Source organism: Streptomyces rubellus (assembly GCF_036323805.1).
Classification (GTDB): Bacteria; Actinomycetota; Actinomycetes; order Streptomycetales; family Streptomycetaceae; genus Streptomyces.
In genome coordinates this window covers 128,680-143,517 of record NZ_JAZDCX010000002.1, presented here as the reverse complement: position 1 = coordinate 143,517, position 14,838 = coordinate 128,680, and the positions used below count along the sequence as shown (strand labels likewise).

The window sequence follows — 14,838 nt, the reverse complement described above, 5'->3', positions numbered from 1 at the left end:
TCCCGTAACTCCTGTCTCGGTCTCCCCCCGCCGGCGGCGGCCGGCCGGGATCCGGGGCCGGACCCGGCCCCGGACCACAGCGTCCCTCTCGCCCCGGGCGCACCGTGCGCGCCGGGCGCATCGCGTACGCGCCCTACAGGACGCGGGTGAGGCGCGCCCCGGTGCCCGGTTCGGCCAGCTCCTCCCGGAGCGCCACCGGCACCTTCACCTGGCCCGGCCCGCTGCCCACGGTCAGGACGCCGACGGTCTCGCCCGGTGCCGCCTCGCCCGGCACGGCCTTGCCGCCGTCGGTCAGGCCGAGCTCGACCTCCAGACCGGGCCAGCCGACCGCCGTGACGTCCTCGGTGGCGACCACCTCGGTACGGCCGCCGAGGCCGTCGTCCACGTAGCCGACCACATCGCCCTTCGCGACGATCTTCTCCGCCTCCAGGACCCCCTGCACGGAGACCAGCAGCTCCCGGCTCTCGCTGACGACGGTGTCGATGATCGGCGGCTTGTGCTGCCCGAAGACGGCGCCGATGATCAGCTGGGTGGTGCCGCCGATCTCCTTCTCACCGGCGAAGAGCAGGTTGCCGCCGGCCGCGGTGGTGGTGCCGGTCTTGATGCCCACGGCGTTGTTGTACGGGACGAGGCGGTTCCAGTTGCTGTGCGCGGTGCCGTTGCGGTCGGTGTAGGACGGCTGCTTGACGACCTCCCGGAAGAGCTCGAAGTCCATCACCTTCTTGCCCAGCTTCACCTGGTCGGCGGCCGTGCTGACGGTGTCCTTGCGCAGCCCGCTGGCGTCGGTGTAGGTGGTGTTGGTCATCCCGAGTTCCTTCGCGGTGTCGTTCATCTTCTCGACGAACGCCTTCTCGGAACCCGCGTCCCAGCGGGCCACCAGCCGCGCCACGTTGTTGGCGGAGGCCAGCATCAGGGCGTTGAGCGCCTCCTTGGCGGAGATCTCCTCGCCCGCCTCGACCTCCACGGTGGACTCGCCCTCGGCGCTGAGCCCCGCCTCCTCCTCGGCCTTCTCGTCCACGGGGATCATGGGGCCCTCCGTCCCCTCCTCGAAGGGGTGGTCGCGCAGGAGGATGTACGCGGTCATCACCTTCGCCACGCTCGCTATCGGCACCGGCTTCTCCTCGCCGTAGGAGCCGAGCGAGCCGAGCCCCTCGACCTCCACCACGGCCTGCCCCTCCGGGGGCCAGGCCAGGGAGGGCTCGTCGCCCTCGAAGGAGTAGGTGGGGTCGGCGGTGAGGACCAGTTCCGGCGCGGGCAGCGGACGCAGCAGCTGCGCCACGCAGAAGGCGATCGCCAGCAGCACGGCGAGCGGCGACCAGATCTTGAGGCGCCGCAGGGCGGTACGGAGCGGGGTCGGCGGCGGGGCGGGCTTGTTCGTCAGCTCGGCCAGCAGTTCCAGGGGGCGGTGCGGGGGCAGCGGCTGCTGCCTCGTCCGCTCGGCCTCCGGCAGCCCGGTGTCCGAGGGCTCCCCGGACTTCCCGGGTTCCCCGGATGTCACCGCGGCGGGCCCGGACGTCCGGGGTCCGTCGGCGGACTTCAGCGGTACGAACCGGCTCGTCCGCTCCGCCCCGGTCTCCGCCTTCCCCTCCTTATCCGGTTCCGCGGACGGTCCGGCGTCGGTTGCGGTGCCGGTTGCGGGAGGCACTGCCCGGAAGACCGCGGTGGGCTGGTCGACCGTTCCGGTGTCCGCGGGGGCGGCCTCCGGCACGTCCTCGGTCCCGCCGGTGTCCCCGGCGGCACCGTCCTCGGTGGCGGCGCCCCCGTCCGGGTCCTCGCCGTCCACCTCCGAACGGTCCCGCGGCACCCGGAAGACCGCCGTCCTCTGGTCCACCACCGGTTCCGAACCCTCCGGACCGGACTCTTCGTCCCCGGTCCCGCCGGTGTCCCCGGCGACGCCCTCTGCACCCTCGGACGCGTCGCGGTCCGCGGCATCCGCCGCCCCCACGTCCTCACCGGCTCCGTCGGAGACGGCACCGTCGTCGGTGCCGCTCCCGCTCCCGGTGTCCCCGGCCCCCTCGCCGGGAGTCTCCTCGGGCGCCTCTCCCCCGGCGGCCTCCTCAGCCGTCTCCCCGGCCGTCTCCTCGTCCGGCCCGCCGGCGGTCCTCGTGGACACCGCGCCGTTCGGCGCCGGCCTCTCGCCCTCGTCGTCACCGGCACCGGCACCGGCGCTCCCGGCTCTTCCGGCGTCCGGGCCGGTCTCCCCCGCGTCCGGAGAGGGCTGACTCAACGCGATGCGAGGATCACGCGCCGGTTTGGGAACCGTTCCCACCCTCTCCGTCGTCTTCTCCCCCGACGACATCTGCTGCTCCGACCTGTCGGGGGACTTGCCCGCCACCGAGACCTCCTGCTTGCCGTTGGCCACTCGTCATATCAGTAAACAGTGTCCTGAGCGCCGTTCCTCCCCCGGCACTCGGGCACCGTTTCGCGGCTCCGGAGGGCCGCTAAATTGCCAGACGGTAACGACATACCTACCGGTTCCATGACAAACCACTCAGGCACTCTCGACAGACCTCTGTGAGAGGGGTCACCCTGTCATGCATCCACGCGGGGAGGCATGGATGGGCAGGAGCCGCAGAACACTTCCGGAGGAGCTTCTGCTGCTGGCCTTGGACCCGACCACGGGTACCACGGCGCAGCCGCAGTCGCTCGACCTCGGCCTGGCCGGGGCCCAGCTCGTCGAGCTGGCTCTCGCAGGACGGATAGCCCCTGACGGGGATCGCATCGCCGTGGTGCTGCCACGGCCGACCGGAGATCCGACACTGGACTCCGCGCTGGAGTTGCTGCGCAGGCGCGGCAGCCCCGTACGCGCGGTCCACTGGATCGGCGGGCCCAGGCTCGGGCTGCGCCAAACCTATCTCACACACCTGGAGCGCTGCGGCATGGTGCATGCCGTTTCGAGCCAGATGTGCGGGGTGTTGCCCACGACTCGTTACCAGGCGACGGACAACGTGGTCAGCCGGGAGATAAAGGCCCGGCTCGACAGCGCGATCCGCACCGGCGTTCCGCCGGACCCGCGGACCGCGGCGCTCGCCGCCCTGGCTCACGCGGTCGGTCTCGGCAAGCACCTGTATCCCGGCAACGAGGGGCGGTCCTCCCGTTCCAGGCTGCGGGATCTGATCAGGCACGACCCGATGGGCGGCCTTGTCGCGCACGCCGTGATGGACGTGCAGAACGGAGTGGCGGCGCAGCCGCGCCGCACCGCTCCGGGCAGGGCCGGCGCGGGTGCTCCGGGCGGCGCGGGTGGTCCGGGCGGCCGGTCGGTCGCGAGGGCGTCCGCGCCACCGCAGCTGCCCGGGCAGGCACGTCGTGGCGGAATGGCCCGCGCGGGCGTCCGCTGACCCGACGTCCGTCACCGGTGCGACGCGCCGGATTCCCTCCGTGGATTCCGGCCGGGCCCGATGGCGGGAGCGACGAGCGCGGGGTGGCGGTCCACGGCCGTTTCCGGCCGGTGGACCGCCACCCCGCGCTCGTGTGCACGTACCCTCTGTGGCCATTTCCCGGCGGAACCGTCATCGTTGGTGGCAACCTGCTTGAGAAACAGTCCTGTTGAGGATCAGCGGAGGTGCGCGCACTGTGGCGTCCAACGTCAACCCCACCGTCAGACGTCGCCGGCTCGGCCAGGAGCTGCGCCGGCTCCGCGAGCTCAAGGGCATGACGGCGGAGGAGGTCGCCGAGCGGCTGCTGGTCTCCCAGTCCAAGATCAGCAGGCTGGAGAACGGCCGCCGCAGCATCAGCCAGCGGGACGTCCGGGATCTGTGCGGGGTCTACGAGGTCGAGGACCGGCGCATAGTCGAGTCGCTGATGCAGATGGCCAAGGAGTCCAGACAGCAGGGCTGGTGGCATGCGTTCGGCGACATCCCGTACAGCGTCTACATCGGTCTGGAGACCGACGCGGCCTCCCTGCGGGTGTACGAACCGCAGGTGGTGCCGGGCCTGCTGCAGACCCGGGCGTACGCGGAGGCCGTCGTCGCGGGCGCGCTGCCGGAGGCCTCGGCGGCGGACGTCGAGAAGCGGGTGAAGGTGCGGATACGCCGCCAGGAGCGCATCCACGACACCAGGAACCCGCTGCGGCTGTGGGCGGTGATCGACGAGGCCGCGCTCCGCCGGCGGGTCGGCGGACGGCAGATCATGCGGGAACAGCTGGAGCAGCTGATCGACTTCTCCCGACTGCCGCATGTGACGGTGCAGGTGATGCCCTTCGACGTGGGGGCGCACCCGGGGGTCAACGGCCAGTACGCGATCCTGGAGTTCCCGGACGCGGCGGACTCCACGGTGGTCTATCTGGAAGGGGTCACCAGCGACCTCTATCTGGAGAAGGCCGGGGACGTGCACAGTTACAGCGTGATGTACGAACACCTGCGGGCGCAGGCGCTCAGCGCCGACCGGACACGGGAGTTCGTCGAGGGCATCGCCAAGGAGTACACCCGGGGCTGAGCCCGGGGTCCCGTACGGCCGCACGACGGTACACGGCGAGCGCGGCGCGTAAACGTACACCGCGCCACAGCCGGTGTGAAGAGCCCTCTGGAATATGCCATTCGGACGAGTGAACAGCGCGCTGGACAGGCGTGGTTGACGGGTAGCGTCAGCCGCACGTCGGGGGTTTGCCCGACACTTTCCACCGTTTTCACCTTCTGGCAGAGATCCGGAGCAGAAATGGCGATCCGACAGGGCATGACCGACCGCTGGACCAAGTCCAGCCACTCGACGGGGAACGGCGCGTGCGTGGAGGTGAGGTCCCCGGCACCGCTGGCGGTCGCCGTACGCGACTCCAAGGCGCCGCAGGGGCCGTCGCTGGCCTTCGTCCCGCGGTCGTGGACGGCGTTCGTGGGAGCCGTCGGCCGGGGCGCGTTCACCCGGGACTGAGCCTTCCGCCCACCGCGTGGCCGCGCGGCACGGCGCACCGCCGCCCGCCGATCGGAGCCCTCTCGTCTGGTCCGCCGTCCCGGCCGAGGGGGCTCGGCCCTGTCCGGGACCGCGTCCGTGCCCGGGTGCGTGAGACGTCAGGCCCGCGGGTAGCGGGTCAGCCAGCCCGGTGAGCCGGCCGGGACCGAGGGGTTGTGGAGGGCGGGCCCCTGGGTCATCTCCATGGCGAAGTCGTCGGCCAGCTCCAGGATCGTGGCCCGGCCCTCCAGCTCGGCCACCCAGTTCGGCGGCAGGGCGGTCTCCCCGTGCATGGCGCCCAGCAGGTTGCCGCAGACCGAGCCGGTGGAGTCGGAGTCGCCGCCGTGGTTCACGGCGAGCAGCAGACCGTGCCGCACGTCCTCGGCGACCAGCGCGCAGTACACCCCGATGGCCAGTGCCTCCTCCGCCGTCCAGCCCTCCCCCAGCGACTCGACGCGCTCCGCGGTCGGCAGCCCCTGGCGTACGGTGCCGAGCGCCTTCTTGAGGGCGTCGGTGGTCTCCTCGTGGCCGGGCCTGGTGGCCAGGTGGACCAGCGCGCGCTGCACCCCGGCGTCCAGGCTGTCGCCCCGGGCGACGGTGTGGACGATGACGGCGAAGGCGCCCGCCGCGAGGCAGCCGGTGGGATGGCCGTGGGTCTGGGCGGCGCACTCGACGGCGAGCTGGAAGACCAGTTGCGGCTCCCAGCCGACCAGCAGCCCGAAGGGCGCGGAGCGCATCACGGTGCCGCAGCCCTTGGAGTCGGGGTTCTTCGGCGCCGCCGGCGTGCCCATCCGGTCGTCGGCGAGCCCCATCAGACAGGCGCGGCCGGGGGCGCGCCGGGAGTACAGCCACTCCTGGCGGGCCAGCCAGCCGTCCTCCTTGCGGCGCTCGTCCGGCCCCCAGTCGCGCTGGGTGGCGGCCCAGCGGCGGTACGCGGCGTGCACGTCGGTCGGCGGGTGCCAGGCGCCGGTGTCGCGCCGCACATGGGCGCGGATGAGCCCGTCGACGGTGAACAGGGTCAGCTGGGTGTCGTCGGTGACGGCGCCGCGCCGCCCGTAGGCGGGCACGTAGTCGGTCACCCCGTCGGGGCCGTGCGCGCCGCGGATGGCCTCCAGCGAGTCGAACTCGATGCCCGCGCCGAGCGCGTCGCCGATGGCCCCGCCCAGCAGGCAGCCCCGTACCCGGCTGCGGAAGTCCTGCTGCTCGGCGCGGCCCCACACACCGCCCGCCGTCGCGGTCACTGTCCTGCCCCCTCCCGTACCGCCGGGTGTCCGCCGGTGCGCCCGCGCCGTCCCCGTCCGCACCGTCCGGCACTGTAATCGACCGCCCGCGGGACGGGGGAACGTCGTCCGACGGGAGCCGGGAGATCCCGTGGAGACGGCCGAAAGACATCGGTGTCCGGCCGGGACCGGGTACGGTTCCCGGTTTCCCGTCCCCGGCAGGTCATCGGTCTGTCATCGGTCGCCGAGCACCGGCAGCAGCTCCGGGAGGCGGCCGTCGTGGGCCAGGGCGGTCCGGGTCCGCTCCTCGGGCACCGTGCCGTAGGTGGTGGTGCGGGGCCGGGCGGGACGGCCGGCGGCCTCGGCGATGGCGGTGAGCTCCCGCACCGAGCGGTGGGAGCCGTAAGAGGAGCCCGCCATCCGGGAGATGGTCTCCTCCATCAGGGTGCCGCCCAGGTCGTTGGCGCCCGAGCGCAGCATCTCGGCGGCCCCCTCGGCACCCAGTTTCACCCAGCTCGTCTGGATGTTGGTGATGTGCGGGTGCAGCAGGAGGCGGGCCATGGCCGTCACCGCGCGGTTGTCGCGTGCCGTCGGCCCGGGGCGGGCGATGCCCGCGAGGTAGACCGGGGCGTTGGTGTGGACGAACGGCAGGGTGACGAACTCGGTGAAGCCGCCGGTCTCCTGCTGGATCCGTGCCAGCAGCCGCAGATGGCCGAGCCAGTGGCGCGGCTGGTCCACATGCCCGTACATCATCGTGGACGAGGAGCGGATGCCCAGTTCGTGGGCGGTGGTTACCACCTCGGCCCAGGTGGCGGCGGGCAGTTTGCCCTTGGTGAGGACCCAGCGCACCTCGTCGTCGAGGATCTCGGCGGCCGTCCCCGGAATGGTGTCGAGCCCGGCCTCCTTCGCGGCCGTCAGCCAGTCGCGGATCGACAGGCCGGTGCGGGTGGCGCCGTTGACGACCTCCATCGGGGAGAAGGCGTGCACGTGGATGCCCGGCACGCGCTCCTTCACCGCGCGGACGAGGTCGAAGTAGGCGGTGCCCGGCAGGTCCGGGTGAATGCCGCCCTGCATGCACACCTCGACCGCGCCGACCTCCCAGGCCTGCCGCGCGCGGTCGGCGACCTGCTCCAGGGAGAGGGTGTAGGCGTCGGCGTCGGTGCGGCGCTGGGCGAAGGCGCAGAAGCGGCAGCCGGTGTAGCAGACGTTGGTGAAGTTGATGTTGCGCGTGACGATGTACGTCACCTCGTCGCCGACGACCTCGCGGCGCAGGTCGTCGGCGACGCGGCACAGGGCGTCCAGCGCCGGGCCGTCGGCGTGCAGCAGGGCGAGGGCCTGCTCGTCGGAGAGGCGGGTGGGGTCGTCGGCGGCGGTGCCGAGCGCGGCGCGCACGTCGCCCGCCAGGCGTTCGGGACCGGGGCGCATGCCGGGCGCGGCACTCTCGCGCAGCGCCTCCCAGTCGCCGTACACCTCGTCGAAGTCGGCGCGGCGGTCGCCGGTGCGGCCGTCGGTGTCGACGGTGCGGTGCAACTCGGTGCGGCCGGTGGCGGTCAGCGGCTCGTCGGGCTCCTGCCAGGGCAGGCCCCGGGGGACGGCGTCCGCGCGGGCCAGGCCGGTGTCCGGGTCGGCCAGCGCGGTGACGTGCGGCAGCACCCGGGGGTCGAGCCAGGGCTCGCCGCGCCGGACGAACTCCGGGTAGACGCAGAGACGTTCCGCCAGCCGGAAGCCGGCCTCGGCGGACCGCTCGGCGAGCACGTCGATCTGCGGCCAGGGGCGTTCGGGGTTGACGTGGTCGATGGTCAGCGGCGAGACGCCGCCCCAGTCGTCGATCCCGGCGCCGATGAGCCGCCCGTACTCCCCGTCCACCAGGTTCGGCGGCGCCTGGAGGCAGGCGGTGGGCCCCATGACCAGCCGGGCGACGGCGACGGCGGCCACCAGGTCGTCGAGCTCGGCGTCCGGCATGCCGCGCATCGCCGTGTCCGGCTTGGCGCGGAAGTTCTGGATGATCAGCTCCTGGATTCCGTGGTAGGCGCGGGCGACGCGGCGCAGCGCGAACAGCGACTCGGCGCGCTCGGTGTACGTCTCCCCGATCCCGACGAGCAGCCCGCTGGTGAACGGCACCGAGGAGCGGCCCGCGTCCTCCAGGACGCGCAGCCGTACGGCCGGCTCCTTGTCGGGGGAGCCGTGGTGGGGGCCGCCGGGCTCGCTCCACAGCCGGGTGGCGGTGGTCTCCAGCATCATCCCCATGGACGGGGCGACGGGCTTGAGGCGCTGGAAGTCCGTCCAGGACAGCACCCCGGGATTGAGGTGCGGCAGCAGCCCGGTCTCCTCCAGAATCCGGATCGCCACGGCCCGCACGTACGCGAGGGTGTCGTCGTAGCCGTGCGCGTCCAGCCACTCGCGGGCCTCGGGCCAGCGGTCCTCGGGCTTGTCGCCGAGGGTGATCAGGGCCTCCTTGCAGCCCAGTTCGGCGCCGCGCCGCGCGATGTCCAGCACCTCGTCCGGGGACAGGAAGGCGCCGTGCCCCGCCCGGCGCAGCTTTCCGGGCACGGTGGCGAAGGTGCAGTAGTGGCACCTGTCGCGGCACAGCCGGGTCAGCGGGACGAACACGCTCTTCGAGTAGGTGATGGTCCCGGGGCGGCCCGCCGCGGCCAGTCCGGCGTCCCGCACCCGGGCGGCCGAGGCCGTCAGATCGGCGAGGTCCGCGCCGCGCGCCTGGAGCAGCACGGCGGCCTCGGCCACGTCCAGCGCGACCCCGTCGCGGGCCCTGCGCAGGGCCCGTCGCATGGCGTTGGGGGTGGGGGCTGCCTGCCGGGCCGGGGTGTCGGACGAAGTCATGGAGCGAGCATACGAGCGGCCCCCGGCGGGTGCCGGGACCGCCGCCGGAGAGCGTTCTCACACCGTCCGGCGCCCATGGGCGCCGGACGGGCGGAGTCCGGGGGCCGCACCGCTCCGTTTCCGGTCCGGGTGGCCGGAACAGGCGGTCCCGCCGGTTCCCCCGGTTTCCCCGGCGCCCTCGCCCGGCATCCCGCGTCCCGCGTGTCCCCGAGCCGGGTCTCCGCACCCCGGTGACCGTGTTCCGCCGTCGTGTTACGCCGTCGTGTTCCGGACTTTCCCCGGGCGTGATTCGGCCTTTCCCCGGGCGTTCCGTTCCGGTGCCGCCGCCCTTCCGCTCATGCCGGGCCGGCCGACCGCCGGAGCGGAGCCGCGCGGATCGCGGCCGTTCCCGCCCTGCCGCGTCCGGCGCACCGGCGGGCGGCCGGGCCGGGCGGTGGGCGGGCCGTGGCCCCGCACCGGTCCTCCGGCGGCCCGGGCATGCGCGGGAGCAGCGGCGGAAGCCGCGGCCCCGGCAGCGGGTCCCCGGCGGGGCGGCACCGTTCCTCCGGCAGCGGCACGGCGGGAACCCCGGCGGTCCAGACGGCTCCTCCGGCAAGGAGGGCCGAGTACACCGTTCCCAGCCCACGAGGACCGGTGCCCCGCCCCACCGCTCCCGGTGCGGAGGACGGGCGGGGACTGGCACCATCGGCGGGCAACACCGGTACCGTGGCCGGTGCATGTCGAAGCATCAGATGGCGGGGCGCCCTCCGCGGGCGCCGGTCATCGGGGTTGTGTCGCGGCTTTGCGGTGACCGTGGGGAGAGGACGGGTGCACGGCTGACGTACCCGCCCTCCCCGGGGCACACTGGCCGCTGCGGGTCGAACACTTCGCAGGGGGCACCATGGACGCCGAGGGGCACACTGCACGCGCGGGACTGCAGCCGGACGGCCGCCGGCACCGGCTGCGTTTCGCCGTGCTCGGGCCGGTGCGTGCCTGGCGCGACGGTGAGCAGACCGGCGCCGGCTCCCCCCAGCAGCGGGCCCTGCTCGCCGCCCTGCTGCTGCGCCGCGGGCAGACCGCCACCGCGCAGGAGCTGGTGGACGCGCTGTGGGGCGAGGAGCCGCCGCAGCGGGCGCTGGCCGCGCTGCGCACCTACGCCTCCCGGCTGCGCAAGGCCCTGGGCGCCGAGGCCCTGATCAGCGAGTCCGGCGGCTACGCGATCCGGCTGGGCCCGGGCACCGAACTGGACGCGGACACCGCCGCCGCCCGCGCCGCCGAGGCGGAGAAGGCCACCGCGGCCGGGGACCGCGCCCGGGCCCGGGAGCTGTACGACGCGGCGCTGGCCTGCTGGGACGGCGAGACGCTCGCCTCGGTGCCGGGCCCGTACGCGGAGAACCAGCGCACCCGGCTGGAGGAGTGGCGGCTGTCCCTGCTGGAACACCGCCTCGGCCTCGACCTCCAACTGGGCTCCCACGCCGAGGCGGTCAGCGAGCTGACCGCGCTGACCGCCGCGCACCCGCTGCGCGAACGGCTGCGCGAGCTGCTGATGCTGGCGCTGTACCGCGCCGGCCGGCAGGCCGAGGCGCTGGCCGTCTACGCCGACACCCGCCGGCTGCTGGCCGAGGAACTGGGCGTGGACCCCCGCCCGGAACTGGCCGAACTCCAGCAGCGCATCCTGCGGGCCGACGAGGAACTGGCCCGGCCCGCCGAGGAGACCGCCCCGGCGCACGCGGCCGCCTTCGTACGGCCCGCCCAGCTCCCGGCCACCGTGCCGGACTTCACCGGCCGGGCCGCCTTCGTCGCCGAGCTGAGCGCCCAGCTCCTCACCGCCGAGAGCCGGATCATGGCCGTCTCGGCGGTCGCGGGCATCGGCGGGGTGGGCAAGACCACCCTGGCCATCCACGTGGCCCACACCGCCCGCGACCGGTTCCCCGACGGCCAGCTCTACGCCGACCTGCAGGGCGCGGGCCACCGCCCGGCCGAGCCGAAGGCCGTGCTGGGCGCGTTCCTGCGGGCACTGGGCACCCCGGACCCGGCGATCCCCGACGGGGTGGAGGAGCGGGCCGCGCTGTACCGTTCGCTGCTGGCCGGCCGCCGGGTCCTGCTCCTGCTGGACAACGCCCGCGACGCCGCCCAGATCCGCCCCCTGCTCCCGGGTACCGAGGGCTGCGCCGCGCTGATCACCAGCCGGGTGCGGATGGTGGACCTGGCCGGCGCGCACCTGGTGGACCTGGACGTCATGAGCCCGGAGGAGGCCATGACGCTGTTCACCAGGATCGTCGGCGCCGAACGGGTCGGGGTGGAGCGCGAGGCCGCGATGGACGTGGTGGCCGCCTGCGGCTTCCTGCCGCTGGCCATCCGCATCGCCGCCGCCCGGCTGGCCGCCCGCCGCACCTGGACGGTCTCCACCCTGGCCCGCAAGCTCGCCGACGAACGCCGCCGCCTGGACGAACTCCAGGCCGGGGACCTGGCCGTCAAGGCCACCTTCGAACTCGGCTACAGCCAGCTGGAGGACGGGCAGGCCCGCGCCTTCCGGCTGCTGGGCCTGGCCGACGGCCCCGACGTCTCCGTCCACGCCGCCGCCGCGCTGCTGGACCGGGACCCGGAACAGACCGAGGACCTGCTGGAGTCCCTGGTGGACATCTCCCTGCTGGAGTCCGCCGCCCCGGGCCGCTACCGCTTCCACGACCTGGTAAGGCTCTACGCGCGTGCCTGCGCCGAACGCGACGAGCCCGCCGCCGAACGGACTGCGGCGCTGTCGAGGCTGCTGGACTTCTACCTGGCCACCGCGGCCGGGGTGTTCGCCCTGGCCCGTCCCGGCGACCGGACCGTGGCCCATCTGGCCGCCACCGAGTACCCCGGGCTGGCCTTCGAGGACCGCGCCGCCGCGCTGGACTGGCTGTTCTCCGAGGCCGACTGCCTGCTGGCCGGTGTGGAGCAGTCCGCGAAGGGCGACGGCCTGCGCCGCGCGGCCGATCTGCTGATCACCGCCAAGGACCTGGCCGACTCCGGCATCCACTCGCTGCGCTACGAGCGGGCCGCCACCGCCGTCCGGAAAGCCGCGCAGGCCGCCGGGGACGCCCGGGCCGAGAGCCGCGCCCGGATCATGCTCACTCATGCGCAGAGCGTGAGCGGCGACCTGGAGGCGGCGGAGAGGAACGCGGAGCGCGCGCTTGAGCTGACCCGGTCCACCGAAGACCCGATGGTGCGCGGCTACGCTCTCAACGACCGCAGTATCATCGCGCTCTTCCGCCAGCATTACGCGGAGGGCGAGCGGTACTGCAAACAAGCCCTGGAGGCGTTCCGCGCGGACGGCAACCGTCCCTGTGAGGCCAGTGTGCTGTGCAACCTCTCCCGGGCCCGGCTGGCCCTGGGACAGACCGAGGACGCGATCCGGCTCGCCGAACAGGGAGTAGCCATCTACGAGGAGATGGGCCGGACCATGCGACTGGCCAACGCCCGCTACGCCCTGGCGATGGCCCTCACCGGGGCCGGGCGCACCGACGAGGCACTGGACCAGCTCACCCAGGCCCTCGCCATCTTCCACGACAGCCGCCAGCCGATGTGGGAGGGGGCCACCCATCTGCGGATGGCCGAGGCCCATCTGACCGCGCACCGTCCCGCGCAGGCCGCCACCCATGCCGAACACGCCCTCACCCTGCGGGTGACCGGTGGGGACTGGCGGCGCGGAAACGTGCTCATGGTGCTGGGTCGCGCGCTGGACGCGCTGGACCAGACGGACCGGGCCCGAGCCTGCTGGCAGGACGCGCTGAGGATCTTCGAGGCCCGGAAATCGCCCGAGGCCGCCGAGGCGCGCAGCCTGCTGGCACCCCCCACCGCCGCGTAAGGCCCCTTCCGGGCTGGTCAGAGCCCGATGGGGAGGGAACCTCGCCCCCCGGCAGCGGACGTTCATCGATTGTTTATCGCTCTCCGGGATGCTTATGCATGTCGATCCGTCGCGTCGGGGGGCAGGCGGATCGGCGGGCCCCGCATCCCGCGACCCGGGATGAGCGGCCCAAGGCGCGTCCGGCGGTGTTCGGGGGAGCCGCCGGGCGTGCCGGGACCACCCCGGCCACCAGTGGTATTTAGGAGTTGGCCCGATGAGCGAGATTTCCAGGAACATTCACAAGGACGGCCCGCAGCTGGAGAACCACCTGCCGGCTCCCGGTGAGGACAAGCCGAAGCCGAAGACCGACGGTACTCAAGGTGCCGAGCTCCCTGCCCAGGAGCCCCGGCTCCCCGAGGGCGACAGGCAGTGAGCGCCAGGCAGTGAGCGTCAGACCGTGAGTGACGAACCGTGACTTACGGGGGACACACCGGGGACCGGTCTCGGCGGCGAGGAGGGGGAGTCGCCGCGACCGGTCCCTGGTACGTACACCGAAGCGATTACCGGACGGTCACCTGCGGAAGAACACAGACACCCAGGAGTATCGCTTCTTCGCTTCCGCGAAGCTCCGAACACTTCCCTTCCGGTTCTCGACGAGGAGTTGGCATGACCCGCGTGAAGAAGTTCCTCACCGTCCTGGCGGTGGCGGTGGCGGTGGTGGGCGCCGGTACGGCCCCAGCGCTGGCCGACAGTCATCTGCCCGGCCCGCTTCCGGTGCACCTCGGAGACTGACGCGGACCACCGGGAAGTCCGTACGACCCGCCGGGGGCGGGACCGGGAGACCGGTCCCGCCCCCGTTCGCGTGTTCGCGTACGGAGTGCCGTGCCGTGCCGTCAGAGGGTGGTCCGGCTCGCCCCGGTGACCGAGCAGCGCGGCCGCTCCGTGCCGTCCACGGTGTCCGAGTGCGTCCCCGTCGCCTCGGTGGTGAAGCTCTCCCCGGCGGGCACCTCGACGCCGGAGACCGTGGCCGTGCCGTGGTCCCGGGTCCCTGTCCGGAAGGCGACGGTGGCGTCGTAGGCGGCGTCCAGGCCCTTGCGGTTGGTGATCCGCAGCCGGGCCGTCATCCGCCCGCCGGAGTCCACCTCGCAGCTCAGGACGGTGATGTCCTTCCTGACGCCCTTGCCGCCGCTGCTGCCGGTGGCGGAGCCGCCGGACGAGCCCCCGCCGTCGGTACCGCCCGAGACGGACGAGGAGCGGTCGTTGTCGTCGTCACCGGAGCAGCCGCCGCCATCGGACTTCCGGGCGCCCGTCAGCGCGACCAGGACGGCAGCGGTGACGGCGACCGTCCGGACATGGCGAAGCTTCACGTCTCATCCCCCCGTGAGAAGAGTGCCGTCGGGCACGGAACCGGGTGTGTCACGCCCCTGCCCGCCCGGCGGCCGGACGGCCGCCGGGCGGCAGCGGGACACACCCCGCAATCACGCGCCGGACCCCGGCGCGGTTCCCTGTCCGGCCCGGCAGTCTCAGAAGACGGACCTGAGGTCGCACTCCTCCGCCCGGCCCGTCGCCGCCGGGTCCTCCGGCCGCAGCTCGACGCGCTTGGTCTGCCCGGCCTTCAGCCTCGTCTGCGTCCGCACGCTCTCGACGAGGCCGCCGGTCCCGTCGCGGAAGTCGACGTAGACGATGAACGTGTCGGTGCGGCCCCTGGACCTCAGCTCGACCACGGTCTTCCCGTCCTTGCCGAGGCAGCTGACGACCCGGGCGTCCGGCTTGCGGGAGGACGACGCCGACGAGGAGCCGCCGCTGCCGCCGCTCGACGAGGACCCGCCGTCGCTGTCGTAGCCGCCCCGGTAGCGCGAGGAGGAGTTGGAGCTGCTGCTGTCCTTGCCGCAGCCTCCCCCGCCGCCACCGCTGCTGCGGCTGCCGCCGCCCTTGCCCCCCGAACTGCGGGCCTGGCTGAAGCCGGACAGGGCCAGCACCACGACGGTGACGACCGCTGTCAGTCTCAGATGGCGTCTCATCCCACTCTCCCCCGGTACGCATGGTGTGCGCCCGCAACTCCCTGCGGGCGCGCGCCATTTCTACCAGGGGCCG

At 73.6% G+C, this 14,838-nt stretch carries 11 protein-coding genes; 6 read left to right on the top strand and 5 right to left on the bottom strand.

Annotation, left to right across the window (positions count from 1 at the left end; all coding sequences use genetic code 11):
* Positions 1-133: 133 nt before the first annotated feature.
* On the bottom strand, positions 134-2,362 hold the full coding sequence (locus V1L54_RS03005) for a D-alanyl-D-alanine carboxypeptidase (RefSeq protein ID WP_330116246.1): 2,229 nt from the start codon (positions 2,360-2,362) through the stop codon (positions 134-136).
* A 196-nt stretch (positions 2,363-2,558) separates the two neighbouring features.
* Here V1L54_RS03005 and V1L54_RS03000 point away from each other — a divergent pair, with 196 nt between their 5' ends.
* From V1L54_RS03000 to V1L54_RS02990, 3 genes are all read left to right on the top strand, one after another.
* A complete protein-coding gene (locus V1L54_RS03000; RefSeq protein WP_330116245.1) occupies positions 2,559-3,338 on the top strand; it encodes a GOLPH3/VPS74 family protein in 780 nt (259 codons plus the stop codon).
* A 235-nt stretch (positions 3,339-3,573) separates the two neighbouring features.
* A complete protein-coding gene (locus V1L54_RS02995) occupies positions 3,574-4,434 on the top strand; it encodes a helix-turn-helix domain-containing protein (RefSeq protein WP_330116244.1) in 861 nt (286 codons plus the stop codon).
* A 219-nt stretch (positions 4,435-4,653) separates the two neighbouring features.
* Entirely contained in the window at positions 4,654-4,863 is a 210-nt protein-coding gene (locus tag V1L54_RS02990; protein ID WP_330116243.1) for a DUF397 domain-containing protein, read from the top strand.
* Between the two features lie 137 nt (positions 4,864-5,000).
* Here the strand turns inward: V1L54_RS02990 and V1L54_RS02985 are convergent, their stop codons facing one another.
* Both V1L54_RS02985 and V1L54_RS02980 read right to left on the bottom strand, forming a co-directional pair.
* Positions 5,001-6,122 (bottom strand): ADP-ribosylglycohydrolase family protein, encoded by a 1,122-nt coding sequence (locus tag V1L54_RS02985; RefSeq protein ID WP_330116242.1) that lies wholly within the window; start codon positions 6,120-6,122, stop codon positions 5,001-5,003.
* Between the two features lie 213 nt (positions 6,123-6,335).
* Positions 6,336-8,939, bottom strand: a complete 2,604-nt coding sequence (locus tag V1L54_RS02980) for a bifunctional FO biosynthesis protein CofGH (RefSeq protein WP_330116241.1) — start codon at positions 8,937-8,939, stop codon at positions 6,336-6,338.
* 880 nt (positions 8,940-9,819) lie between these two features.
* On the opposite strand from V1L54_RS02980, the gene afsR reads away from it, so the two are divergent.
* The 3 genes from afsR (at position 9,820) to V1L54_RS02965 (ending at position 13,536) form a co-directional block, all read left to right on the top strand.
* The gene (gene afsR / locus V1L54_RS02975; protein WP_330116240.1) at positions 9,820-12,765 is read left to right on the top strand and encodes an SARP-family global regulator AfsR; all 2,946 of its coding nucleotides are present in this window, start codon (positions 9,820-9,822) and stop codon (positions 12,763-12,765) included.
* A 253-nt stretch (positions 12,766-13,018) separates the two neighbouring features.
* Positions 13,019-13,177: a hypothetical protein gene (locus V1L54_RS02970; RefSeq protein WP_330116239.1), complete on the top strand. Its 159-nt coding sequence runs from the start codon at positions 13,019-13,021 to the stop codon at positions 13,175-13,177.
* Between the two features lie 233 nt (positions 13,178-13,410).
* A complete protein-coding gene (locus V1L54_RS02965; protein ID WP_330116238.1) occupies positions 13,411-13,536 on the top strand; it encodes a hypothetical protein in 126 nt (41 codons plus the stop codon).
* 101 nt (positions 13,537-13,637) lie between these two features.
* On the opposite strand, the gene V1L54_RS02960 is transcribed toward V1L54_RS02965, so the two are convergent.
* Both V1L54_RS02960 and V1L54_RS02955 read right to left on the bottom strand, forming a co-directional pair.
* Positions 13,638-14,111, bottom strand: coding sequence for a hypothetical protein (locus V1L54_RS02960; protein WP_330116237.1), 474 nt, complete (start codon positions 14,109-14,111; stop codon positions 13,638-13,640).
* Positions 14,112-14,267: 156 nt separating this feature from the next.
* On the bottom strand, positions 14,268-14,765 hold the full coding sequence (locus V1L54_RS02955; protein ID WP_330116236.1) for a hypothetical protein: 498 nt from the start codon (positions 14,763-14,765) through the stop codon (positions 14,268-14,270).
* Between the last annotated feature and the right edge of the window lie 73 nt (positions 14,766-14,838).